Genomic DNA, 21,734 nt, shown 5'->3' on the forward strand with positions numbered 1-21,734 from the left:
ACAGGTCGTCAGGAAGAAGGGCTTTGGCCATGGCGCGCCTCCCGAAAACAATGTCAGGTGGGTTTGACCAACTTCGGGGCCGTTTGTTTCTCTGGACGACGTTTTGTTAGGCGCTCTAAATCAATCTCATGTCCTTTTCCAATCTGAAAGCGCGACGCTCGGCTGTCGCGGCTTGCGGTTTGACCGTATTGCTGCTGAGCGGCTGCGCCGTCAACACCTCGGTGGTCGATCCACTGAAAATGAGCGCACAGTCGGGAGAAACCCCGGTGGTCGTCAGCATCACGTCGAATACCAAAGATATTTACGGTTTCAACATGATCAAGTTACGCCGTGTGGTGGCGGGCGAGCAGCGCAGTGATTTCAAGCTGGTGTCCGCAAACCTGGTGATGAAAAAGGTCGAGAGCGCGATGGCAGGCGATACTTCCCTGTTCATTGGCGCACTACCGCCTGGCGAGTATGAATTTATCGAATTGATCGACACCCGGGCCAACAAGCTCCTGCATGTGTATTCGACCATCGTGGGAAGCTTCAAGATCGAAGCGGGCAAATCGGCGGATCTGGGCCGACTGATTGTGACACGCGGCAATTTCGGCGTGCAGTACGGCCGCAGCGCCCAGGTGGCATCGAATGCGGAATTGATCCGGCGCTTTGCCCCCGACTACAGCGCCATGTTTGGCGCCGCCGCCAGCCTAGGCTGGAGCACCCCACGCCAAGCGCGGGACGATGTCGAGCAATTTGCTCGCGCCCACCCTGCCGGGGCCGAGTGCGCCACCGAAATGCCCGATGGCCGGGTGGCCGCCGCCAGCCGCATGGGCGCCGTCCTGATACGCTCGACGCAAGGGCGATGGAATATCATCAATGCGCCGTCGGTGGAGTCGCTGTCTTGCGTATTTCCCGTGGACCTGCCCAATGCCGAGCTGATCGCGGTAGGCGAATCGGGCTCCCTGCTACGCAAAGCGCGTGACAGCGACAAGCTGCTTCCTGTCGATGCAGGCAACCTGCCGCCCGGCAATCTGCTGCGCATCGGTGGCAACCCCAACGATGGCTGGTACGTGATGCATCGCAAGGAAGGCGAATTGAACATTTTCCATGCGAATCAACTGGACGCCGGCGACTGGCGATCCGTGTACCATATCACCCTGCCCGGATCGTGGCTGCATGGCCCAGGCTTATTGTGGACGTGGCAAGACGCGGACCGGATCGGCTATGCGCTGGAGAGCGGCTTGATCGGCGAACTCGATTACCGCACGGGCAAGTTGACCGAGCGCTTTAGTCCGCACAAGAAAAGCTTGACGCAGTTTATCCATCAAGCCAATGGCACGCAAAGCGTTCTGGTAGCGGCTGGTCTGGGAGGACGGTTTCCCGACGCCTATGTCTCACGGGATCGCGGCCAGAACTGGACGACTATCGTTTCGCCATTCAAAGTCCTGATGTCGCCCGTGGCGCCGCTCAATGACGGCCGCTTGCTGATGGAGGCCGGCATGTATAACGATGGTGCACTGCTGGTCAGCAGCGACGAAGGCAAAACCTGGGGGCCGTATGCGCCATACCGACTGCGCCACGCCCCATTGATTTTCCCTTCCGGCCTGGCGCTCAATATGATGGAAGATTTCAAGGGTAATGTCAGCATCTACAGTTCCATGGACAATGCCAGGACATGGAAGCTCGAGCACTCCAACCAGGATCTGCTCTCCACGCTGCAACAACTGAGGCAATAGCATTCAGCATCCGCGGCGGCGGCATGACAGCCGCAAAGCACAACGGCACAGGAGGTCCTGTGCCGTTGTGTGGCCCGCAATGACTGCGGCTTACTTTTTGTCCGTGGGAGGAACCGGCGGAACAAATGGGAAGGTGCCGAACAGGTTCTTGCTCTGGTTCTGCATCTGTTCCTGCATCTGCACGAACAGGCTCTTGCTCTGGTCGATGTAGTTGTTCATCATGCCTTGCATCATCGGACCCTGGACATTCATGAACTGGGTCCACATTTCCGGGCTGAATGGCTTGCCTTCGAAACTGCCGGCCGACGTGCCCGTGAACTTGTGCTGGATATCGGTGAACGCTTGCACGTTCTTTTCCAGGTAGGATCCCATCATGCCCTGCATGGCGTGGCCATAGTAGCGGATGATCTGCGACAACACGCTGCTCGAGAACATGGGCGCGCCGTTCGCTTCCTCTTCCAAAATGATTTGCAGCAAGATGCTGCGCGTCAAATCTTCATTGGATTTGGCATCGACGACGGTAAACACTTCATTGTCCAACACCAGCTGCTTGACGTCCGTCAAGGTGATGTAGGAACTGGTTTGCGTGTCGTACAGACGGCGGTTGGGATATTTTTTAATCAGGCGGTCTATACTTTTTTTTGCACTACTCATCACAAGTTCCACTTATTGCGCCGCAGCGCATACTGAGTTAATCCGAAAAAAAAGCGAACGTGGGTCCGCTTTCGCACCTGCCTACGTTTTCCATTATAGAGTGGAAAACGGCTCCATTGCACATCAGGGTAGTAGATTCCCGCATTTATTGCAACGCAACTAAAAGTAGATTCCTGACAAGACCGACGATTACGCCGGCCTTGCCTGGCAAATCGTTTTGTGAATTAATCTGCCCTGACTTTAACATACCGTCCCGGCGCCGGCTCGATCGCCGCGTGGCGCTTGTTGCCCGGCTTGGCTGGCGCCTTCACCTGGGCGCCGCCGTGTTCGGCCAGGAAGGCCGCCCATTCGGGCCACCAGCTGCCCACGTGCTCGGTCGCGCCGTCCATCCACTGCTCGGCCGTCAAGGGCTTGGCTTTCGCCGTGCGGGCGCCCTTGCCTGCGTCGTTGCTCCAGTAACTGCGCTTTTTCTTCGACGCCGGGTTGATCACGCCGGCGATGTGGCCCGAGGCGCCGAGGATAAAGCGGTTGGCTTTCGGTTTTTTCGGGTTCAGCAAGGCCGTGCTGGCATAGGCCGCGCCCCAGGGCACGATATGGTCTTCGCGCGAACCGTAGATGAAAGCGGGCGCGTCGATGCTGCTCAGGTCGACCGGCTCGCCTGCCACCGTCAGCTTGCCCGGCACTTTCAGGCTGTTTTCCAGGTAAGTGTTGCGCAGATACCAGCAGAACATGGGGCCCGGCAAACCGGTGCCGTCGCCATTCCAGTACAGCAAGTCGAACGCGGGCGGCTCCTTGCCCTTCAGGTAATTCGACTGCACATAGTTCCACACGAGGTCGTTCGGCCGCAGGCTGGAGAACGTGCTGCCCAGGTCGCGGCCCGTCATAAGGCCGCCCTTGGCCAGGGTCTGCTCGCGCAGCGCCACCTGCGGCTCGTCGATGAAGACGTCGAGCGCGCCCGCATCGCAAAAGTCGAGGAAGGTGGTCAGCAGGGTCAGGCTGGCGGCCGGACTCTCGCCGCGCGCCTGGAGCACGGCCAGCGCCGTCGAGACGATGGTGCCGCCCACGCAAAAGCCGAACATATTGAGCTTGTCCTGGCCGGAAATGTCCTGCGTCACCCGGATGGCTTCGATTACGCCTTGCTCGACGTAATCGTCCCACGTCAGGTGTTGCATGCTCATGTCCGGATTGCGCCAGGACATGAGGAACACGGTATTGCCCTGCTCCACCGCGTAGCGCACGAGCGAGTTTTCCGGCTGCAAGTCAAGGATATAGAATTTATTGATGCACGGAGGCACCATCAACAGCGGCCGCTGGTGTACCGTGGCCGTCGTCGGCGTGTACTGAATCAGCTGGAACAAGGCGTTCTCAAACACCACCGTGCCCGGCGTGGTGGCCACGTTGCGCCCCACTTCGAAGGCCGATTCGTCCGATTGCGAGATGCGGCCCTTCTGCATGTCGGCCAGCATATTGCTCAAGCCCTTGGCCAGGCTTTCGCCCTTGGTCTCGATCAGCGTTTGCTGGGCGTCAGGATTGGTGGCCAGAAAGTTGGCGGGCGACATGGCGTCGACGATTTGCTGCACGGCAAACGCAATTTTTTGCTTCTGGTGCGGCGTCGCTTCCACGGCGTCGGCCATGGCGCTGAGAAACTCGGCGTTGAGCAGGTAGGCGGCCGCGTTGAAGGCCGACAGGGGGCTGGCGTGCCAGGCGGGCGCGGCGAAGCGGCGGTCTTTCAGTTCCGGCGCCTTGCCGGCCATGAAGTCGGCCCACAAGCCCGTCAGTTTGGCCACGTAGGCATTTTTCAGTTGCTCGATCGCTTCCGGCTTGATGCTGGCGCCGGCATCCTGCAAAATGCCGGCAATCGGATTGCCCTGGGGCTGCGGTACCATGTTGAACCACGTCTTCCACTGCTCAGGATTGCTGATCTGCGCCATCCATTCCTTGGTCATCATTTGAGGATCGGGCATGTTCATAAAATGTAAGTCCATTCAAGAATTAAAACGTAGTCAAAAAATAAGTAATTACTTCCGGGCCACCTGCATGCAAACTCTTACTGACTGCCACTACTCATGATGCTCATGACCGCTGTTGCCTGGATCTATGTCGTCGGCCTCATGGCGCTGACGGAACCGTCCATCGTCGCCGGGGTGATGACCTTCGTGCTGTACTGCGTCATCCCGCTGTCCATCCTATTCTATCTGACGGGCTCGCGGCGACGCAAACGCAAGGCTGAGCTAAAAGCGCGCGCGCTTGCCTCAGCAGACGATAAAACAAAAACGGCAGACACATAAGTGTCTGCCGTGCAGATTATTTGCGCCAGATCAAACTGGCCTGTCGTCCCGTGACGCCGTCGCGCCGGTACGAGTAAAACTGCGCCGCATCGCTGACGGTGCAGTACTCGCCTCCCGCCACTTGCGCCACGCCGTCGCGCAGCAGCATGGTGCGCGCCAGCGCATAGATGTCGGCCAGATACTTGCCCGGCTTGCCGGCGATGGCGGCGAATGCATCCGACAACACTTGCCGCTCGGCATCATCGCGTGCGCCGTCGCGGAACGCCTGCAGCACGTCCTGCCCCACTTCGAATTGCTGCGGACCAATGGCCGGCCCCAGCCAGGCGAGGATGTCCGTCGCGCCCTGCGCCCGCATATTCTCCACCGTGCGCTGCAAGACGCCGTTGGCCAGGCCGCGCCAGCCCGCGTGGGCCGCGCCGACGACCAGCCCATCGGTCGAACAAAACAATACCGGCAGGCAATCGGCCGTCATCACCACGCACACGGCGCCAGACTGCGTTGCCACGCTGGCGTCGGCATCGGGCACGCAGCCGTCCAGCTTGCCGGCATCGGCCACGGCCACGCCATGCACCTGCGACAGCCAGGCCGGCTCGGCAGGCAGTACGGCGGCCAGACGCGCGCGGTTGGCCGCCACGTGCGCGGGCTCGTCGCCCACGTGCGTACCCAGGTTCAAGCCACCACCGCCCTGCCCGTCACCATACGGCCCCTGGCTGACGCCACCCGCGCGCACGGTCGCCAGCGCGCCCACGTTCGCGGGCAGGCCGGGCCAATGAGGAGTGATATAAGGCAAGGCAGCCGTCATCAGACCTGTTCCGGCTCGGGAATGCCGGCCGTGGCGATCAGTTGGGCGAAATCATCGGCCAGCGGCACGATCCACTCGCACGCTTCCAGGGTGCCCGGATGCACGAGACCCAGGCGGCGCGCCTGCAGCGCCTGGCGCGAGAAGACGGACACCAGGTGCTGCTTGCCGTACACATAATCACCGACCAGCGCAAAGCCCAGATGCTGCATGTGCACGCGGATCTGGTGCGTGCGGCCTGTTTCCAGGCGGCATTGCATCAGACTCACGGGACGGCGGTCGAGTTCGCCGCTGCCGATCAATTCATAGTGCGTGATGGCGGGCTTGGCCGTGAAGTTTTCCGAGACAGCCATCTTGACGCGGTCGCGCGGGTGGCGCGCGATCGACGCATCGATGGTGCCCGCCATTTTCGGCGTGCCCCACACGAGCGCGAAGTATTCGCGCTTGACGGTGCGCGCCTGCAACTGGCGCACCAAATCCGTTTGCGAGGCCAGGGTCTTGCCGACGACCATCAGGCCGCTGGTATCCTTGTCCAGGCGGTGCACGATGCCGGCACGCGGCACGCCGGCCAGTTGCGGGCAGTGGTGCAGCAAACCGTTGAGCAGGGTGCCCGACCAGTTGCCTGGGCCCGGATGCACGACCAGTCCGGCCGGTTTGTTGATGACGATGATATGCTCATCTTCGTGCACGATGTTCAATTCCATCGCTTCCGGCTTAAAAGCCTCGTCTTCCGGCGCGCTTTGCGGCAGAATGACGATCTTCTCGTCGCCATAGGCGGTCATGTTGCGTTTGGCAACTTTTCCATCGACGGTCACGAAACCGGCTTCCAGCCACAATTGCAAGCGGCTGCGCGAGTATTGCGGCACCAGCTGGGCGATGACTTTATCGAGGCGGTGGCCGCAGGCGTCCGGCGTCAGTTCCAATGTAATCGGGGCCATTTCCTCGAAGACGTCGTCGGCGGCAAAATCGCCGTCAAACGCCTCTTCGGCAGCATGGTCAGAAAGGGAGTCAAACGCGGGGTCAGCCAAATTAGGCTTCGGAGTTAATATCACAGCATTCCCATCGGCTATAATCAGCCTATTGTAAAATCTTGGTTAAAACCTTCTTGCAAAACGTCATGCAAAAAAAATTATCGTTGGTAGTCGCTTCAGTCGTTCTGCTCGGCATGTCCGCTTGCAGCTTGTTGCCTGAAAAAGTGGATGAGACCAAAAACTGGTCCGTTACGAAATTATACTCGGAGGCGCGTGAAGAAATGGCCGGGCAGCACTATGAAGCTGCAATCGGTCTGTTCCAGAAGCTGGAGGCTAACTATCCTTTCGGCAACTATGCTCTGCAAGCGCAGATGGAGATCGCTTACGCGTATTATAAGTCGGGAGACCAGGCGCAGGCATTGGCTGCCGTCGAACGCTTCATCAAGTTGCATCCGAACCACGCCAATGTAGACTATATGTACTACTTGCGGGGCCTGATCAGCTTTAACGATCAGATCAGCTTCCTGAACTTCCTGTACGAGCAAGACCCGACCGAGCGCGATCCGAAAGCCACGCGCGAAGCGTTTGCGGCCTTCAAGCAACTGGTCGACAAGTTCCCAAATAGCAAATATGCGCCCGATTCGCTGGCCCGCATGAACTATTTGATCGATGCCATGGCGAAATACGAAGTGCACGTGGCGCGCTATTACTACCGCCGCGGCGCCTACCTGGCCGCCGCCAACCGCGCGCAAACGACGGTCAAGGACTTTGCCGCCTCGCCCGCCATCGAAGAAGCGCTGTTCATCATGTACCGCTCGTACGACAAGCTGGGCTTGACCGACCTGCGCGACGATGCCTTGCGCGTGCTGACCAAAAACTATCCGAACACGGCATTCCTCAGCCCGGAAGGGGTGAACAAGGAACGCAAGTGGTGGAAGTTCTGGCAGTAAGCTGCAATAAAAAACCGGGCTAGCCCGGTTTTTTTACTTATACACCCACTTTGCGCCGGAACACCCAGCTGGTATCGTTCGACGCTTCCGGCACGAAACCGTAGCCGTCGATGTCGAACTGCTTGAGCTGCTCGGGGTCGCGGATGGCGTTGACGGCCGCATAGCGGGCCAGCATGCCGCGCGCACGCTTGGCATAGAACGAGATGATTTTATATTTGCCGTTCTTCCAGTCCTCGAACACGGGCGCGATGACGGGCACGTCCAGCTGGCGCGGCTTGACGGATTTGAAATATTCTTCGGAAGCAAGATTGACCAGCACCTTGGCGCCCTGCTCTTTGGCCGCGCGGTTCAGGCCGTTGGTGATGGTGTCGCCCCAGAATGCATACAAATCCTTGCCGCGCGTGGTCGACAGGCGCGTGCCCATTTCCAGGCGATGCGGGTGGATCAGGTCCAGCGGGCGCAGCAAGCCGTACAGGCCCGACAGGATGCGCACGCGCGACTGGGCATAATCGAGCTGGGCCGGCTGCAGGCTGCGCGCCTCGAAACCGGCATACACGTCGCCGTTGAAGGCCATGATGGCCTGGCGCGCGTCGTCCAGCTGCGGTGTCCAGGACGCGTAACGGGCCACGTTGAGGGCCGACAAGGCGTCGGAAATGCCCATCAGGCTGCCCACTTCGGCCGGCGAGAACTGGCGCATGCGGGCTATGAGCTGGGCGGAATGGTCGAGAAAATCGGGGGTGCTGTGCAACGTGGTCGTTGGCGGCGTCTCCAGGTCGAGACTCTTGGCGGGCGAAAGCACGATCAACATAAATTATCACTACAGAATAGAATTGCCGACATGATACCTGCTCCACAAAAACTCGTTCTCGACACCAACGTTTGCCTCGACCTGTTCGTCTTCAACGACCCGCGCTGGGCGGGCCTGCTGGCGGCCATGGAAAGCGGCGCCGTGCACGCCATCACGCGCGAAGATTGTCGCGCGGAATATCTGGTCGTCTTGCATTACAAGCACCTGCCGCTCGACGAGGCCAGCCGCGCCGTCGCCGCCGCCCGCTTCGACGCCCACATCCGCGTCGTGGCGCCGCCCGTGTCCGGCGTGCGCCTGCCCGTCTGCACGGACAAGGATGACCAGAAATTTCTCGAACTGGCGCGCGACGCCAACGCCGACATCCTCATCACCAAGGACAAGGCGCTGCTGAAACTGGCCCGCAAGACGGCCAAGGCCGGCATGTTCAAGATCATGGTGCCGGAAGGCTGGGCCTTGCCGGGCTGAGCTGTCAAAGCCCCGCACGCGACGGGGCGCGCTGCGCTAGAATGGGGAACGATTCCACTTTCCGCGCCGCGACCCTACCGTTCATGAACAGCCCGTCCCTGCCCCACCTGACTCCCACCCTGACCACCCGCTTGCCTCTGGTGGGCACTACCGTGTTTACCCGCATGTCCAGCCTGGCGGCCCAGCATGGCGCCGTCAACCTGGGCCAGGGCTTTCCCGACTTCGATTGCGACCCGGCCCTGGTCGAACGGGTCAGCGACGCCATGCGCGCCGGCCACAACCAGTATCCGATGATGACGGGCGCCGCGCCGCTGCGCGAAGCCATCGCCGCCAAGATCGCCAGCCAGTACGGCCACGGCTATGATGCGGGCACGGAAATCACCGTCACGGCCGGCGCCACGCAGGCGCTCACCACGGCGATCTTGTGCTGCGTGCACCCGGGCGACGAAGTCATCGTCATCGAACCGGCCTACGACAGCTACCTGCCCGCCATCGCCCTGGCCGGCGGCGTGCCCGTGCTGGTGGCCATGCAAGTGGGAAAGTCCGGCTACAGCGTGCCGTGGGACAAGCTCGCTGCCGCCGTCAGCTCAAAAACGCGCTTGATCATCATCAATACGCCGCACAATCCGACGGGCACGATCCTGCGTCCTGCCGACGTGGCCGCGCTGGCCGACATCGTGCGCGGCACGCAAATATTGATCCTGTCCGACGAGGTCTACGAGCACATGGTGTACGACGGCGTGCCGCACGCCTCGCTCGCGCGCAATCCGGAACTGGCGGCGCGCAGCTTCATCGTCTCCAGCTTCGGCAAGACGTATCACGTGACGGGCTGGAAAGTCGGCTATGTGGCGGCGCCCGCAGCCCTGACGGCGGAATTTCGCAAGGTGCACCAGTACAACGTCTTTACCGTCAACACACCGATGCAGCACGGTATCGCCGGCTACATGGCCGACCCGCAGCCCTACCTGGATTTGCCCGCGTTTTACCAGCGCAAGCGCGACCTGTTCCGCGACGGCCTGGCGGGCAGCCGCTTTACCCTGCTGCCGGCCGACGGCACGTATTTCCAGTGCGTGCGCTACGATGCCATTTCGCAAGAGACCGAAGCGCAGTTCGCCGAATGGCTGACGGCGGAAATCAAGGTGGCCGCCATTCCCGTGTCCGCGTTTTACGCGCAGGGCAAGGAGTCGGGCATCGTGCGCTTCTGCTTTGCCAAGCAAGACGAGACCTTGCGCCTGGCGCTGGAGCGCCTGCGCAGCATTTAACGACAGTATTTCTCCGCCCCGGCGGAGCAAAGGATGACAGCATGGTACAGCGTCGCATCGGCCCGGCCGACCTGGTTCCCGGCGAACCCCTGCCCTGGGATCTGTTTCTGGCTGACCACAGCGCCGGCCCGCAACTGCGCAAGGGGCAGATCATCACGGACGGTGCGCAGCTGGGACGGCTGATGCAACTGGGCCTGTATGTGGGCGCGCCGGAGCAGCCGTCCGTGTTGCGCTTGCTCAATGAAGCGGCGCAGCGCCTGGAACGCCTGCTGCTGGCCTTGCGCAGCGAAAGCAATGCCGAGCGCGACGTGCGCGACATCGCCCGCGAACTGCTGCGCGCGCTCGAACACGATGCCGACATCGCCCTGGCCAGCATCCTGCTCAACCAGATCGCCGGCAGCTACGCCGTGCGCCACTGCATCGAAACGGCCTTGCTGGCCATGCTGGTGGGGCGCAGCATGCACAAGTCCCACGATGAACTCTTGTTGATCGGCGCGGCCGCGCTGACGATGAATGTGGGCATGCTGCGCCACCACGACAGTTTCCAGGACCGGCGCGGTCCACTGAATGACGAAGAAATGCGCATCGTGCGCCAGCATCCGCAGGAAAGCACGGAGCTGTTGCGCTGCGCCGGCGTCGACGACGAGGAATGGCTGAGCTGCGTGCTTTTGCACCATGAAAACGACGACGGCAGCGGCTACCCGCAGGGGCGCACGGCCGACGAAATCCTGCAAAATGCCAAGCTGATCGGCCTGGCGGACCGCTATTGCGCGCGCGTCTCGGCGCGCAACTACCGGCGCTCCATCGTGCCCGACCAGGCGCTGCAACACATCTTCCTCGACCAGGGCGTGCCCGTCGACCCGCTGCTGGGGGAACGGTTCGTCAATCTGCTGGGCAAGTATCCGCCCGGCACCCTGGTACGCCTGCGCAGCGGCGAACTGGGCGTCGTCACGCAGCGGGGCGCCGGCCACGTGCATCCGCTCAGCGACCCGCTGGGCGCGCCGCTGGCCGCCGCCCAACTGGCGCAGATGACGCCGCGCGACACGGGCGACAGCCAGTTCGCCATCGTCTCGTCGCTGCATGAAGACGATGCGGGCGTGCACTTCAGCATGCGCAATGTGTGGGGCGACGAGGCGCGCTTGTAGCGCTGCTGGTGAATGAATGGCCGAGGTAGCCCTTGCTATTTCACAAGATTGCTACTCATTACTATCTCTCTTATTTTTATTTCAAAATAGTAATGAAGGCTACTTTCTTCGCTATACTGATTTTCCAGGACAACAACATCGACATCTTTTTCCGGAAAATACATTTTAATTGAAGCAAATCCCAGCCCTTTGCCGGAGTGACCTATGTATTTAACCGGCGTTTTGTCGCTGACATACACACCGTAGCCATAACCATGTTTTTCATCGCCGAAGGCGACATGCTGGCTGGATATATCATAACTCGTCATCAACTTGTAGGTTTCCGGCTTTAAAATCTTTCCCTGATGAAGTTTCTCATCCCAGATATTCAAATCTATTGCGTTTGAAACGATACCCCCTGCCGGTATGAAGTCAATCCAGCCATTCCTCTGAACGGGATGCTCCCTCAAGGTGAATACATTATTGGCATTGACATATCCCTTGATGACCTTATTGTCTTTATTTTCCTCATAGCAAAAGCTGTTGTGCATGCCCAGCTCCTGGAACAAGGCATTTGCCGCCTCGATAAACTTTTTCCCGCTGACTTTTTCAAAAATCCTGCCCAGCATTGAGTAAGTTGTCACGCCATATAAAAAATCCGTTCCGGGCTTGAAGCTGAGCGGCTTGTCAATCTCGGTTATTCCCGCCGAAAAGTTGAGCAACTGATGCACGGTCACTGTATCCGCCCAAGCCTGCGGCAAATCCGGCAGGTAGCGCCTGACGGGACTGTGCAAATCGATCTTGCCTTTTTCAACTTCCCTCAAAATCAATACAGCCGTCATCTGCTTGCTGTTCGACATGATCCTGAAATTATCGTCGATCCTTAACGGTACTTTATTTTCAATATCCGCATACCCAAGGACTTTTGCGTATGCCGTTTTCCCATTTTTGGTGATGAGAATGACGCCATTAAAACTTCGTGGATTTTTTTCCTGTACCAACTGATCAATTCTGGCAGAGTAGTCATCATCTCTCGCCGTACGGGAGTTGTCTCCAGCCCGCGCATGCGCGAACAGGGAGATTGTCAACAAAAGAGAGGACGCAAGTATCTGCGGCACAGTCATTTTTCCATCAGCAGCAGAAGTTTTCATGGGATATCTCGCGGGCTGGTTTACTATTTCCAGTAAGAATTGATGATAGTAACATTTGGCAGTGGGATGGATGTTGCGCCCACAGGCTTCGTCGTGAAAACCGCTGATGGCGCGTACGCCGTCCGGGCGGCGAGCCTGCGGCCGGGGCCGGTAAACTGCATTTCAATCCACCGATCAAGCGGCCTGTCGCAATGGTGTGCGGCAGCAAACGGCAACGCGATAGCATACGCGTGGATATCCTCGCCTGAGGCTGTCCAGCGGCCGGTGTTCGATTCTGACGATGCTGACAGGGATCGAATGCTGCTCAATGACCTCGATCAGGATGAAATACGCATGAAATTGACCCTTTCACATATTCTTTCTACCAGCCTGCTTTGCGCCTTGGGCGGGCTTGGTGGCGCGCATGCGGCTCCCGCTGACGCCGAACTGCTGGCCTTGGTGCAGCGCCATGCGCAGGCCCAGAACAGTTTTGATCAGGCCACCCTGAAAGCCACCACGGCCGAGAATTATGTGGAAATCTCGCCGGTCGGCGAGGTGGATACGCGTGAGAAAATGCTTTCCTTCTATGCGCCGGAGCAGAAGCGGCCAAGTCCTCAACTCCAGGTCGATGAACCGGCGGTGCGCCTGTTTGGCGATACCGCGCTCATCTCGGCACGGCTCTCCTACCGCCTCAATCAGGAAGGGGCGGCGCGGACCTTCGCCATGCGCGCTGGGTATGTTGCCCGGCTTGTCGATCATCAATGGCTGCTGGTCAGCGCGCAGTACACCGGCATCCGCCCGCCGAAGCAGTGAAACGGCATTCTTCAGGACGGATGCCGGGCGCAGGGGGCGGACACGGCCCCACCCCTGCGGCAGGCTCCGATGTCAATTTGTATCCCGGCATTCAATCGGCCTGCGCCGGACTCTTCATTTTGCGGACGTCAAATACGCCCGCAGGCCCTGCGTGAGCACAAAAGGAAACACGCTCGCGTGATCTTCATCCTCGAAGACGCGCAAACGGGTTTTCAAGCCGGGAAACTTGTGCGATTTCAACTTGCCGTCAAACTCGCGCAAGTCGGCCACCATGTCGGCGTCTTCCTCCGAACGCGAACGCTTCTTGCCCGCCGCCAGTTTTTCCAGGCCGCCGATGCCAAAGAACACGGACGCGGGCAAGTCCTTGTGGCTGGCGGCATACGCCTGCTCGCGGTCGAACATCACGCCGGCGTCGTACCACAGCGACGGGCTGCCAAGGATGTAGTGCTCGAAGGTACGCGGTTCGGTCAGCAGGAATTGCAGGCCCAGCAGGCTGCCGTAGGAATGGCCGATAAACACCTTGCGCTGCATGTTGACGCGGTAATGTTGCGAAATAAAAGGGAACACCTCGCCCGAGACGAACTGGCCATACGCCTTCGCTTCGCCGAACGCGGGCTGGCGCCCCGGCATGTCCGAGCGATAGTCATGCTTGCGCGGCGTGGTGGGCGTGTAGTCGCGGCGGCGGCTGTACACCCCGCCATCGCCATTGGCGTATGACAGTCCCACCACGATGACTTCTTCCATCCCTGCATGCTTGTTCAGGCGCTGCGCGATATTGCGCACGACGGGAAACGCATAATTGGCGTCGGTGACGAACAGCACCGGGTAACGCTTATTTCCCTGCCGATAGGAATCGGGCAAGGCGACATACAGCTGATAGTCGCGCTGCAAGGCTTGCGCGCGGATGTCGCGCACTTCCGTATTCTCAAGAACATAGCTGGCGGGGGCGGCCAGGGCACTGTTGCACAGACAGCAGAACGCAAAGAGCAGGCTAAACGATTTCAAATGGATTTCCTTCCTTATCACAGTAAGCATGCGACAGCCACATCAATGTCGCAGGGAATTTCGCAGGCGAGGTCGGCAACAATACCGTCAAAACTCGCCAGGCATGATCAAATCTTGCGGCAACGAAACAGGCACGATCGCCAGTAACGCAGGCGGAATAGATTGGGCGGCTTGCAGCTCATCTTCCGCCAGGCATTGATACTTGACGATGAAATGCGCTACATGGCTCAGATACTGCTCGATCAGATTACGATACGGCTCACTGACACGCTCCGGCTTCAACGCCAGCAGCGCCCCATGCGCGCGCTGAAGGAAGATCGGGATCATATAATAGTTCTTGCTCAAGAAAAGTCCCGTCACCTGGTTGACGTAGCACACCAGGGCATAAGTCGGACTGGCCATGCGGTAACACTGATCCGGGCAAAGGCGCGGCGAGTTGATATGTTCCTGGTATCGCTTGATTTCCTGACGGGCGTCTTTCGCACCTTCGCGTTCATTTCGCACGGCGTTTCCTTTCATGCGTATTCATGAGCAAGGTCTGCCACATGCAGGGGATGAAACGAGATAAGGTCGCCGTATTTGGCCGCCGGATGCTGCGGAGCATTCTCAATAGTGCCGGTGTACCAGCCTTCCTCTTCATCGATGCCAGTCACTAACACCCACATTCTTTCGCACTGGCCATCTTCGCGTGCACCATCTTCGGCGGCGAAAAGAAAAACCAGTTTCACGCACGAACCGATGGCAAGTTGCTCGCGCACTTCCGCAGGCGGAGGCTTGATATCTGTGAAATACTGGGCAAGCCAGATGGCGTCTTCCAGGTAATAGCCATGCTCCGAAAACGAGGGAAACGGATTGTCCTTGAAACGCTCCCAGTTTCCTGCGCCTGCATTCCATTGCGCGCTCCAGCCATAGGGCAAGTCATACAGGCGCGCCAGCAAATCATCGGCACCTATCATGTATGCCAGACTGACGATTTTAACGGAGCTCGATACCGTTGCGCCTGGCGCGCCATGGAATTGCCAATTCCCTTCGTAATCATGGGACACATGCACGACGGGAGCACCATTCAATACCTCGGTGGTCGTGAAGCAGGCAGTATTGGGGGCATCGGAGAATTTCCAGGCAGTGGTCATCTTGTTTGCGGGATCATCCGCTTCAGTCATGTGGTACTGATCCATCCCCCACTGCCTGCGATGTCGCTGGCGGGGGAGATGAAAGTGATGCGCTCGGCTAGCGCTTATTTGGTGGCAACCGCCGTCAGCTGCACCAGCTTGCGCTCGACAAACGCCTGCAGCTGCGGCGACAGAGTTTGCAAGCCCTTGGCGCGCACATATGCCTGGCGCGCCTGGGCCGGGTGATTGTCCGCTTGCAAGGCGATGCCGAGACCCATCCACCAGACGCTGTTGTCGGGCGCCGCCTGCAGGGCCAGCTGATAGTGTTCCGACGCTTCGCGGTAGCGCTGCTCGCGCTGCAGCACGCCGGCCAGGAAGGCGTGGTATTCGCCGCTGTCGGCGGCGTACGGCAAGCTGCGCATCAGCGTGTCGAGCGCGGCCGCGCCGCCGTTGGTTTTATCGAGCTGCAAACGGGCCAGCATCATCGCTTGCGCCGGCTGCTTCGGGTCCAGCGCCAGGCTCAGTTGCAACTGGCGGGCCGCCTCGTCGGGGCGCTGCGCTTCGAGCAGCAGGCGCACCAGGGTTTCGCGCGCGCCCTGGTGGCGCGGGTCGATCTGCAGGGTCTGCTGCAAACCGAGCAACGCTTCGGAGAGGCGGCCATCCTGCAACTGGGCCAGCGCGCGCCGGTATTCATTCTCCACGCGCTGCTGCGCAGTCACTTGCTTGCCGTCGATGAGGCGTTCGCTGGCGGCGGGCGCTGCCGTCCTTACAACGGGCGCAGCGGCAGGCTTGGCGGCTTTTTCCGTGGTGTGCCTTATTTCGGCTGGCCGGGCCTTGGCCGGAACCGGGGCCGGGGCAGCGTCCACGGCCTGGAACGCGGGTTCGGGTTCCGTCGCCGGGACAGTCGCTGCCGGCACTGGCACAGGTGCAATGGGAACAGACACAGGAACGGGAACCGGCGTGCTGGCCACGCTGACCAGCACGGGCGGCACGGGCGGGCGCTTCAGGTAGACCCAGCCCAGGGCGATGGCGGCGGCCGTCAAGCCGGCCGCGCCGCCGAAGACCAGCGCGCGCGGCAAGCTCCGCTCGCGTTCGGGCACGGAGCGGATGCCGGCCGCGTCGCCCCGTCCATCGGGGGTGCCGCGCGCATCGAGGTCTTGCAACATCTTGTTAATCAGGCTCATCTACAGGCTCATCTTCGTCATCGGTTCAATAAAGTCCAGCTCACGCCGCAGGCGGCGGCCAGCACGCCGGCGCCGGCCAGCCACGGCCAGGGCTTCCGCCAAAAGCGGGGCTTGCTGGCCAGGGTATCGCTGGCGGCCAGCGCCACGTGGCGGGCGCCCACTTGCTGCCGGCCTTCGCCATACGCCACCATCAGCGCCTTGTGCGCCATGATGTTGATCAGGCGCGGGATGCCGCCGGAAGCCTGGTACAGCTTGCGCACGCCGCCACGGCTGAACAGCCGCGCGCCATCGAAACCGGCCACGCGCAGACGGTGCGCAACATAGAAATCCACGTCGTCGCGCGACAAAGGTCCCAGGTGGTAGTGAAAGGTGATGCGCTGCGCCAGCTGGCGGATTTCCGGCAGGGCCAGCTTGACGTCGAGTTCGGGCTGGCCGAACAGCACGATTTGCAGCAGCTTGCGCTTTTCCGTTTCCAGGTTCGTCAGCAGGCGCAGCGCTTCCAGGCTGTCGACGGGAATCGCCTGCGCTTCGTCCAGGCACAGCAGCACGCGCTTGCCTTGCGCCGCCAGGTTGAGCAAGCGCAAGTTGATGGACTTGAGCAGCTGGTGCTGATCCGCATCTTTCTCCAGCAATACATCGAGGTCGTCCGCCAGCGCCAGGATCAGCGATCGGGGCGGCAGGTTCGGATTCGGGATATAGGCCGTGACGAAGTCCGGCCCCAACGATTGCATGAATTTGCGGCACAGAAAAGTCTTGCCGGTACCCACTTCGCCAGTGATCTTGATGAAGCCCTCGCCATTGCGCGCCGCCACCAGCAGGGTGTTGAGCGCCTTCTGCGACTGCGGGCCGTTGAAGAAGAAACTGGTATCGGGCGTGAGGCCGAACGGCGCCTCGCGCAAGCCGAAATGGGCCTGGTACATTTAGCGCCGCTCCGACGGCCGGCGCGGGTCGAGCGCCTCGATGCGCTTGCCCGAATCGAGCAAGTCCTCGTTCCAGCTGTTGGCGCCGTCGACGATGGTGGGCTTGATCAGCACCACCAGTTCGCGCTTCTGGATCACCTGCCCCGTGTTGCGGAACAGCGCGCCCAGCACGGGAATGTCGCCCGCGCCCGGCACTTGCGAGCGGTCCGACGTCGTCGCCTGGCGCATCAGCCCGCCAATCGCGACGATGCGCCCGTCCTGGCTGCGCACCATGCTGTCCATCTCGGACGTGCTGGAAGCGGCCAGCGGCAGCTTGAGCGAACCGGCGCTGCCCAGGTCCACTTCCTTGTTGACGGTGGTGACCTGGCTGACGGAAGGATGCACGTGCAGGATGATGTTGCCGTCGGCATCGATCTGCGGCGTCACGTCGAGCACCACGCCGGAAAAGAAGGGCTGCAGGGTCACGTTGGGGCTGGTGGTGGCGCCGCTGGAAGTGGTATTGGTGGTGGTCGACACGCCCGTCACGTAAAACTCGTCCGTGCCGATCTTCAGCACGGCCTTCTGGTTGTTCATGGTGGCGATGCGCGGGCTCGACAGCACGTGCACGGTGCCCTGCGATTCCAGGAAGGAAATCATGGCGGCGAAGTTGGCCGTCTGGAAAGCCAGGCCGAACATGGAGCCGGCCGCCGTGGCCGCCGAACTGAGGCCAAAGCCGCTGCTGGCCGTCAGACCGCTGCCGTTCGTCATGTTGGGCGGCTGGCCGCCGTTGAAGGGCAGCGGCGCCAGGGTGCCGCCCGGCTGGATGAAGCCCGTCGAGATGCGGTTCGTGTGGCCGCTCTTGATGGAAGCGAACGAAGCCCAGTTGATGCCCGTCTGGAAGTTGTCGTTGAGCTGCACTTCGAGGATTTTCGCTTCCAGGATGACTTGCCGGTCGACGGACAATTGCGTTGCCTTCAGGTACATGTCGACATTGCGCAGCTCTTCCGGCATGGCGCGGATGACGATCACGCCCGACTGCGGGCTGAGCACCACCTGCCGCCCGCCTTCGGTGCTGCCAACGATGGCTTCGAGCGACAGCTTCAGTTCGCGCCAGAAATCCGCGTTCGAGGTGGTGGTGAGGTTGCTGCTGTCTTCGCCCGGCACGAGGCCGCCCGCGTTCTGCGTGTTGTTGCCGCTGTTGCTGCCGTTGCTGCCGTTGCTGCCCGTGCCGCCCGACACGGTCGGCCCCACGGACGCGACCGAGGTCGACGACACGCGCAGGTTGGAGCTGCCCTTGCGCACACCCGTCAGGTAGTTGACATGGAACAGCCGCGTCTGCATGGTCAGGGGCTTGATGTAGATCTGCGTGCCCTCGACCTTGTAGTCGTAGCCATACAGTTCGCGCACGGCGTCAAGCGCCTGGAAGAGGGTGACATCCTTCAGATTGGCGGAAATCGTGCCGCCGATGTCGGGGTGGACGAGCATGTTGTAGCGCGTGCCGGCCACGATGGAAGTGAAGAACTGGCGCGCCGGCACGTTGTTGAAAGCCACGTTGAAGCGTTCGTCGAGCGCGGCGCGGGCCTTCGGCAGCTGCTGCGCCAGGGCCGCCACGGGCGGCAGCAGGGCCGCTTCCACGGCATCGGGCTGGGACGCCGGCGTGGTGGTGGCCGCCGCACCCTTGACGGCGTCGGTGATCGCATTGTAGGTATCGCGCTTGACGGGGGCGACATTGCAGGCGCCCAGGCCCACGCTGACGCCGATGATGGCCGCCATCTTGCTGATACGAATCATTGCAGCTCCACCGTTCGACTTGTCTTTGTTCATAAGCATGTTTTCATTTCCGTTCCGTCTTGCTGCTCGGATAGAGCTTGACTGTTTCCAGCGACTTACCTTTTCGCAATATCACGGCCGTTTCCTGGATCTCCACCACCACGGCATTGCCCACCTTGCTGCCGGGACGCACGATCTGCCCGTCGATGACGGCGATGCGGCGACCGCCCGGCTTGCTGGAAATTAAGACCGACTCCAGCCGGGGCCGCGCCGGCGCCGCCGGCACGCCGGCCTGCGGCGCGTGCAGCGCGGCCGGCGGGCGCGTGGGATCGTCGAGAGCTTGCGCCCGGGCGCCGCCCACCGTCAAGCCCAGCAGGAGTAGCGCGGCGACGTGGCGCACTGCGGGCATCACAGGGCCATCCATGTGTCGTCCAGGCCCAGGGTGTACAGGGTCAGGGTCAGGCGCGCCACGGGATAGGCATCGGCCTCCAGCCGCGCCTTGCCCCAGAAAACCTGGGTCGGCATCGTTTGCAGCGCTTGCATATAGTTCACCATATCGGAATAAGAACCTTCCACCACCACTTCCACGCCATGGCGGTGCAGGACCTGGGCGGCAGGCTGGGGCTTGGCGGCGGGCGCGCCGGCCGCCGCTGTGGAAGACGCGGGCGCGGGTGCGGCGGCAGGCGTCTCGCCCACCACGCCGGAAGGCAGGGTCTTCATCGACACCAGGCGCAGGCGCGCATGCTGACGCAGCAGGCTTTCCAGCAGCTGCAGCATGCGCTCGGGCGCCACCAGGCCGCTTTGCATGTGCCGCAGCCCATCCTTCAGCCGCGCCGTTTCCGCCAGCAGCACCTGCAGACGGGCGCGGGCGGCCTGGTCCGGGTCGTTCTGGCTCGCCTCGACGAGCAGGACGATTTCCTTGTCCACGCCGGTCATCAGGCCCCGGTTTTGCGCGATGCCGGCCGTGAGCAGGGCATGCCGGCTGAACAGCGGTTCGAGCACCATGAAATAGCCGCAGAACACCAGCGCCAGCGCGCAGGCGGCAAACACCATGACGCGCTCGCGCAGGGTCAGGGCGTCGAACTTGTCGGCCCATTGCTTCCACTGCTGTTTCATCGGCGCGCTCCTTCCGCTGCGGCCGGCGCCGCTGCCGCGGCTGCCGCGACGGCCGATGACTGCAGGCTGAAGCGCACGTATGGGGGCGCAGCGGCCGCTTTTCCGGGCTCGGCCGGGGGCGTATCGGGCTGGCCGATATCGAGGCTGGCGAAAGTCTTGCCTTTGAGCACTTCCTGCCGTCCCAGGCTGGCGATGTAGGCGGGCACCTGGGACGGGTGCAGGGCATTGCCCTGCAAACCCATCTCATTGCCGGCGCCGACGATGCTGACGCCCGTGAGCCACACGCCATCGACCTTCGCTTGCGCAAAGGCGCGGAAATAAGCGGCATAGCCGCGCGTATTGCCCAGGTTGCCGCTGGCCAGCACGTCGGCCGCATGGCGCAGCGAGGCGCGGTCCGCCTCGGCGCCGGCCAGCTGGCCTTCCAGCGCGGGGTCCTTGCGGCGCGGCGGAAAATCCTGCAGGACCTTGTCGCGGCGCGCTTCGCGCTGCTTCAGCTGCGCCTTCACGGCCGCCTCCTCGCGCTGCAGGCCGGCGACCTGGCGCTGGCCGTACCAGGCGAGCGCCGCCAGACCCACGGCGAGCAGGCCCAGCGCCTGGGCCGAGGTGGCGGCGGAGACGCGGTGCGCCTTCTTTTCAAACTTGGGATTGAACAGGTTGATTTGCTGGCTCATGCGCCCTTCCCTTCCTCGCGCAAGGCGGCGCCCAGCACCTGGAAGTAGCGCGCCTGCGCGCCCGCGTCCAGCAATTCCGGCACGGCCGAGAAATCGAAGACACTGGCCAGGTCCAGCAATTCCACCGGCATGTATAGGTTGTCGGACAGGTAGCCGTGCAAGCCGTCGGCGCCGCCGGCCGCCAGCAGCAGGCGCGCCACGGAAATGTAGTGGAACTGGCGGTCGAAGTGGTCGAATGAGCGCTGCAGTTCCAGGGTGATGCGGTCATGGAAGGCGCTGGCGTCCGCTTCGCGCAGCTGCGCCAGGGTGACGTCGATGCGGCGCGCCTGGTATAGCTCGCCGTTATGGCTCATCGTCAGCAAGCCGCCGTCGGCGTCAAAGCTGAGCATGGCCAGGCCCCGTCCCGGGGTTTCCAGCAAGGTGGCGATGTTGCGCTGCGCCATCTCCGGTATATCGATGGCCGCCAGGGCGATCTTGCAGTCGGCATACAGCGCCTGGCGCCGCGATACGGCGCTGTCGCGCGCGGCGACGGCGAAGACGCTGCCGCGCGCGACGCCGTTCGGGTCGCCGGGGATATCGACTACGTCTATGGTGGCTTCGGCCAGGGGAAAATCGAGCATGTCCTTCAGGCGCCAGCCCACGGCCGTCTTGCGCTCCTCGGGCGGCACGGCCGGCGTCTCCAGCGCCAGCAGCTGGTATTCGCCCGCCGCCAGCAGGCTGGTGCAGCGCCAGGACGGCGCCTGCAGCTGCTTGCCCAGCTTTTCCAGCACGTCGGCGCCAGCGGGCCGCGGCGCGGGCTGGAAAGCCACGCCCCGGACGACCGGCTTGCCGCCGGCCACGCGCGTGACGGTGGCCGCGCTCACGCCGTCGCTGGCAAATGCCGTCGCCAGCCATCCATCGTATTTTTTTGCTCTAGCGAATAAACCCATGCGACCAATCCATGTAAGTGCCTGTCACGATCTTGTCGCGCAGATAATGCATCAGACCAATTTTAA

23 protein-coding genes are annotated in these 21,734 nt (G+C 61.7%); 7 read left to right on the forward strand and 16 right to left on the reverse strand.

From position 1 onward, the window contains the following. Window positions 1-128: 128 nt before the first annotated feature. Window positions 129-1,718: a beta propeller repeat protein gene (locus ACQ4W4_RS25550; protein ID WP_436544335.1), complete on the forward strand. Its 1,590-nt coding sequence runs from the start codon at window positions 129-131 to the stop codon at window positions 1,716-1,718. A gap of 90 nt (window positions 1,719-1,808) precedes the next feature. Here ACQ4W4_RS25550 and phaR read toward each other — a convergent pair whose 3' ends face one another. Continuing rightward, complete coding sequence (gene phaR, locus ACQ4W4_RS25555) at window positions 1,809-2,372, reverse strand: polyhydroxyalkanoate synthesis repressor PhaR (RefSeq protein WP_092709520.1); 564 nt, start codon at window positions 2,370-2,372, stop codon at window positions 1,809-1,811. Between the two features lie 224 nt (window positions 2,373-2,596). Next, window positions 2,597-4,321: a class I poly(R)-hydroxyalkanoic acid synthase gene (gene phaC, locus ACQ4W4_RS25560; RefSeq protein ID WP_436544336.1), complete on the reverse strand. Its 1,725-nt coding sequence runs from the start codon at window positions 4,319-4,321 to the stop codon at window positions 2,597-2,599. Between the two features lie 117 nt (window positions 4,322-4,438). Between phaC and ACQ4W4_RS25565 the strand changes: the two genes are divergently transcribed. Beyond that, the gene (locus ACQ4W4_RS25565; protein ID WP_307789224.1) at window positions 4,439-4,660 is read left to right on the forward strand and encodes a hypothetical protein; all 222 of its coding nucleotides are present in this window, start codon (window positions 4,439-4,441) and stop codon (window positions 4,658-4,660) included. A 16-nt stretch (window positions 4,661-4,676) separates the two neighbouring features. Here ACQ4W4_RS25565 and pgeF read toward each other — a convergent pair whose 3' ends face one another. After that, window positions 4,677-5,462: a peptidoglycan editing factor PgeF gene (gene pgeF / locus ACQ4W4_RS25570; protein ID WP_436544337.1), complete on the reverse strand. Its 786-nt coding sequence runs from the start codon at window positions 5,460-5,462 to the stop codon at window positions 4,677-4,679. Then, complete coding sequence (locus ACQ4W4_RS25575; RefSeq protein ID WP_034781141.1) at window positions 5,462-6,487, reverse strand: RluA family pseudouridine synthase; 1,026 nt, start codon at window positions 6,485-6,487, stop codon at window positions 5,462-5,464. The genes pgeF and ACQ4W4_RS25575 overlap by 1 nt, the downstream gene beginning before the upstream one ends. Window positions 6,488-6,576: 89 nt before the next feature. Here ACQ4W4_RS25575 and ACQ4W4_RS25580 point away from each other — a divergent pair, with 89 nt between their 5' ends. Further along, window positions 6,577-7,380 carry an outer membrane protein assembly factor BamD gene (locus ACQ4W4_RS25580; protein ID WP_436544338.1) on the forward strand — a complete coding sequence of 268 codons (804 nt, stop codon included), beginning with the start codon at window positions 6,577-6,579 and terminating at the stop codon, window positions 7,378-7,380. 37 nt (window positions 7,381-7,417) lie between these two features. Here the strand turns inward: ACQ4W4_RS25580 and yaaA are convergent, their stop codons facing one another. Then, window positions 7,418-8,188 (reverse strand): peroxide stress protein YaaA, encoded by a 771-nt coding sequence (gene yaaA, locus ACQ4W4_RS25585; RefSeq protein ID WP_436544339.1) that lies wholly within the window; start codon window positions 8,186-8,188, stop codon window positions 7,418-7,420. A 30-nt stretch (window positions 8,189-8,218) separates the two neighbouring features. On the opposite strand from yaaA, the gene ACQ4W4_RS25590 reads away from it, so the two are divergent. From ACQ4W4_RS25590 to ACQ4W4_RS25600, 3 genes are all read left to right on the forward strand, one after another. Beyond that, window positions 8,219-8,653 (forward strand): putative toxin-antitoxin system toxin component, PIN family, encoded by a 435-nt coding sequence (locus tag ACQ4W4_RS25590; RefSeq protein WP_436544340.1) that lies wholly within the window; start codon window positions 8,219-8,221, stop codon window positions 8,651-8,653. Window positions 8,654-8,736: 83 nt separating this feature from the next. Next, entirely contained in the window at window positions 8,737-9,915 is a 1,179-nt protein-coding gene (locus tag ACQ4W4_RS25595) for a pyridoxal phosphate-dependent aminotransferase (protein WP_436544341.1), read from the forward strand. A 41-nt stretch (window positions 9,916-9,956) separates the two neighbouring features. Further along, entirely contained in the window at window positions 9,957-11,060 is a 1,104-nt protein-coding gene (locus ACQ4W4_RS25600; protein ID WP_436544342.1) for an HD-GYP domain-containing protein, read from the forward strand. Between the two features lie 35 nt (window positions 11,061-11,095). On the opposite strand, the gene ACQ4W4_RS25605 is transcribed toward ACQ4W4_RS25600, so the two are convergent. Next, on the reverse strand, window positions 11,096-12,190 hold the full coding sequence (locus tag ACQ4W4_RS25605; RefSeq protein ID WP_436544343.1) for a serine hydrolase domain-containing protein: 1,095 nt from the start codon (window positions 12,188-12,190) through the stop codon (window positions 11,096-11,098). A 93-nt stretch (window positions 12,191-12,283) separates the two neighbouring features. Between ACQ4W4_RS25605 and ACQ4W4_RS25610 the strand changes: the two genes are divergently transcribed. After that, complete coding sequence (locus ACQ4W4_RS25610) at window positions 12,284-12,982, forward strand: nuclear transport factor 2 family protein (RefSeq protein WP_436544344.1); 699 nt, start codon at window positions 12,284-12,286, stop codon at window positions 12,980-12,982. 114 nt (window positions 12,983-13,096) lie between these two features. Here the strand turns inward: ACQ4W4_RS25610 and ACQ4W4_RS25615 are convergent, their stop codons facing one another. The 10 genes from ACQ4W4_RS25615 to pilM all read right to left on the reverse strand — a co-directional run bounded on the left by ACQ4W4_RS25615 (window position 13,097) and on the right by pilM (window position 21,668). Next, the gene (locus tag ACQ4W4_RS25615) at window positions 13,097-13,987 is read right to left on the reverse strand and encodes an alpha/beta hydrolase (protein WP_436544345.1); all 891 of its coding nucleotides are present in this window, start codon (window positions 13,985-13,987) and stop codon (window positions 13,097-13,099) included. Window positions 13,988-14,074: 87 nt separating this feature from the next. Further along, window positions 14,075-14,506 carry a hypothetical protein gene (locus ACQ4W4_RS25620; protein ID WP_436544346.1) on the reverse strand — a complete coding sequence of 144 codons (432 nt, stop codon included), beginning with the start codon at window positions 14,504-14,506 and terminating at the stop codon, window positions 14,075-14,077. After that, entirely contained in the window at window positions 14,503-15,150 is a 648-nt protein-coding gene (locus tag ACQ4W4_RS25625) for a hypothetical protein (RefSeq protein WP_436544347.1), read from the reverse strand. The genes ACQ4W4_RS25620 and ACQ4W4_RS25625 overlap by 4 nt, the downstream gene beginning before the upstream one ends. A gap of 74 nt (window positions 15,151-15,224) precedes the next feature. Further along, window positions 15,225-16,283: a tetratricopeptide repeat protein gene (locus ACQ4W4_RS25630; RefSeq protein WP_436544348.1), complete on the reverse strand. Its 1,059-nt coding sequence runs from the start codon at window positions 16,281-16,283 to the stop codon at window positions 15,225-15,227. Between the two features lie 17 nt (window positions 16,284-16,300). Continuing rightward, window positions 16,301-17,203, reverse strand: a complete 903-nt coding sequence (locus ACQ4W4_RS25635; RefSeq protein ID WP_436544349.1) for an ExeA family protein — start codon at window positions 17,201-17,203, stop codon at window positions 16,301-16,303. Further along, the gene (mshL, locus tag ACQ4W4_RS25640; protein ID WP_436544350.1) at window positions 17,204-18,973 is read right to left on the reverse strand and encodes a pilus (MSHA type) biogenesis protein MshL; all 1,770 of its coding nucleotides are present in this window, start codon (window positions 18,971-18,973) and stop codon (window positions 17,204-17,206) included. 43 nt (window positions 18,974-19,016) lie between these two features. Beyond that, the gene (locus ACQ4W4_RS25645) at window positions 19,017-19,376 is read right to left on the reverse strand and encodes an MSHA biogenesis protein MshK (protein WP_436544351.1); all 360 of its coding nucleotides are present in this window, start codon (window positions 19,374-19,376) and stop codon (window positions 19,017-19,019) included. After that, window positions 19,361-20,068 carry a type II secretion system protein M gene (locus tag ACQ4W4_RS25650; protein ID WP_436544352.1) on the reverse strand — a complete coding sequence of 236 codons (708 nt, stop codon included), beginning with the start codon at window positions 20,066-20,068 and terminating at the stop codon, window positions 19,361-19,363. Before ACQ4W4_RS25650 ends, ACQ4W4_RS25645 begins: the two co-directional genes overlap by 16 nt. Beyond that, window positions 20,065-20,739 carry a PilN domain-containing protein gene (locus ACQ4W4_RS25655; RefSeq protein WP_436544353.1) on the reverse strand — a complete coding sequence of 225 codons (675 nt, stop codon included), beginning with the start codon at window positions 20,737-20,739 and terminating at the stop codon, window positions 20,065-20,067. Before ACQ4W4_RS25655 ends, ACQ4W4_RS25650 begins: the two co-directional genes overlap by 4 nt. Beyond that, the gene (gene pilM / locus ACQ4W4_RS25660) at window positions 20,736-21,668 is read right to left on the reverse strand and encodes a type IV pilus biogenesis protein PilM (RefSeq protein WP_436544354.1); all 933 of its coding nucleotides are present in this window, start codon (window positions 21,666-21,668) and stop codon (window positions 20,736-20,738) included. Before pilM ends, ACQ4W4_RS25655 begins: the two co-directional genes overlap by 4 nt. Between the last annotated feature and the right edge of the window lie 66 nt (window positions 21,669-21,734).

The sequence above is a fragment of the Janthinobacterium glycogeni genome, from assembly GCF_051380725.1.
GTDB lineage: Bacteria > Pseudomonadota > Gammaproteobacteria > Burkholderiales > Burkholderiaceae_D > Janthinobacterium.

Bases quoted from the DNA above. Each gene is read 5' to 3' on its own strand.
- ACQ4W4_RS25550 (WP_436544335.1), top strand. From the start codon at position 129: ATGTCCTTTTCCAATCTGAAAGCGCGACGCTCGGCTGTCGCGGCTTGC.
- phaR (WP_092709520.1), bottom strand. From the start codon at position 2,372: ATGAGTAGTGCAAAAAAAAGTATAGACCGCCTGATTAAAAAATATCCC.
- phaC (WP_436544336.1), bottom strand. From the start codon at position 4,321: ATGATGACCAAGGAATGGATGGCGCAGATCAGCAATCCTGAGCAGTGG.
- ACQ4W4_RS25565 (WP_307789224.1), top strand. From the start codon at position 4,439: ATGATGCTCATGACCGCTGTTGCCTGGATCTATGTCGTCGGCCTCATG.
- pgeF (WP_436544337.1), bottom strand. From the start codon at position 5,462: ATGACGGCTGCCTTGCCTTATATCACTCCTCATTGGCCCGGCCTGCCC.
- ACQ4W4_RS25580 (WP_436544338.1), top strand. From the start codon at position 6,577: ATGCAAAAAAAATTATCGTTGGTAGTCGCTTCAGTCGTTCTGCTCGGC.
- yaaA (WP_436544339.1), bottom strand. From the start codon at position 8,188: ATGTTGATCGTGCTTTCGCCCGCCAAGAGTCTCGACCTGGAGACGCCG.
- ACQ4W4_RS25590 (WP_436544340.1), top strand. From the start codon at position 8,219: ATGATACCTGCTCCACAAAAACTCGTTCTCGACACCAACGTTTGCCTC.
- ACQ4W4_RS25595 (WP_436544341.1), top strand. From the start codon at position 8,737: ATGAACAGCCCGTCCCTGCCCCACCTGACTCCCACCCTGACCACCCGC.
- ACQ4W4_RS25600 (WP_436544342.1), top strand. From the start codon at position 9,957: ATGGTACAGCGTCGCATCGGCCCGGCCGACCTGGTTCCCGGCGAACCC.
- ACQ4W4_RS25605 (WP_436544343.1), bottom strand. From the start codon at position 12,190: ATGAAAACTTCTGCTGCTGATGGAAAAATGACTGTGCCGCAGATACTT.
- ACQ4W4_RS25620 (WP_436544346.1), bottom strand. From the start codon at position 14,506: ATGAAAGGAAACGCCGTGCGAAATGAACGCGAAGGTGCGAAAGACGCC.
- ACQ4W4_RS25625 (WP_436544347.1), bottom strand. From the start codon at position 15,150: ATGACTGAAGCGGATGATCCCGCAAACAAGATGACCACTGCCTGGAAA.
- ACQ4W4_RS25630 (WP_436544348.1), bottom strand. From the start codon at position 16,283: ATGAGCCTGATTAACAAGATGTTGCAAGACCTCGATGCGCGCGGCACC.
- ACQ4W4_RS25635 (WP_436544349.1), bottom strand. From the start codon at position 17,203: ATGTACCAGGCCCATTTCGGCTTGCGCGAGGCGCCGTTCGGCCTCACG.
- mshL (WP_436544350.1), bottom strand. From the start codon at position 18,973: ATGATTCGTATCAGCAAGATGGCGGCCATCATCGGCGTCAGCGTGGGC.
- ACQ4W4_RS25645 (WP_436544351.1), bottom strand. From the start codon at position 19,376: ATGGATGGCCCTGTGATGCCCGCAGTGCGCCACGTCGCCGCGCTACTC.
- ACQ4W4_RS25650 (WP_436544352.1), bottom strand. From the start codon at position 20,068: ATGAAACAGCAGTGGAAGCAATGGGCCGACAAGTTCGACGCCCTGACC.
- ACQ4W4_RS25655 (WP_436544353.1), bottom strand. From the start codon at position 20,739: ATGAGCCAGCAAATCAACCTGTTCAATCCCAAGTTTGAAAAGAAGGCG.
- pilM (WP_436544354.1), bottom strand. From the start codon at position 21,668: ATGGGTTTATTCGCTAGAGCAAAAAAATACGATGGATGGCTGGCGACG.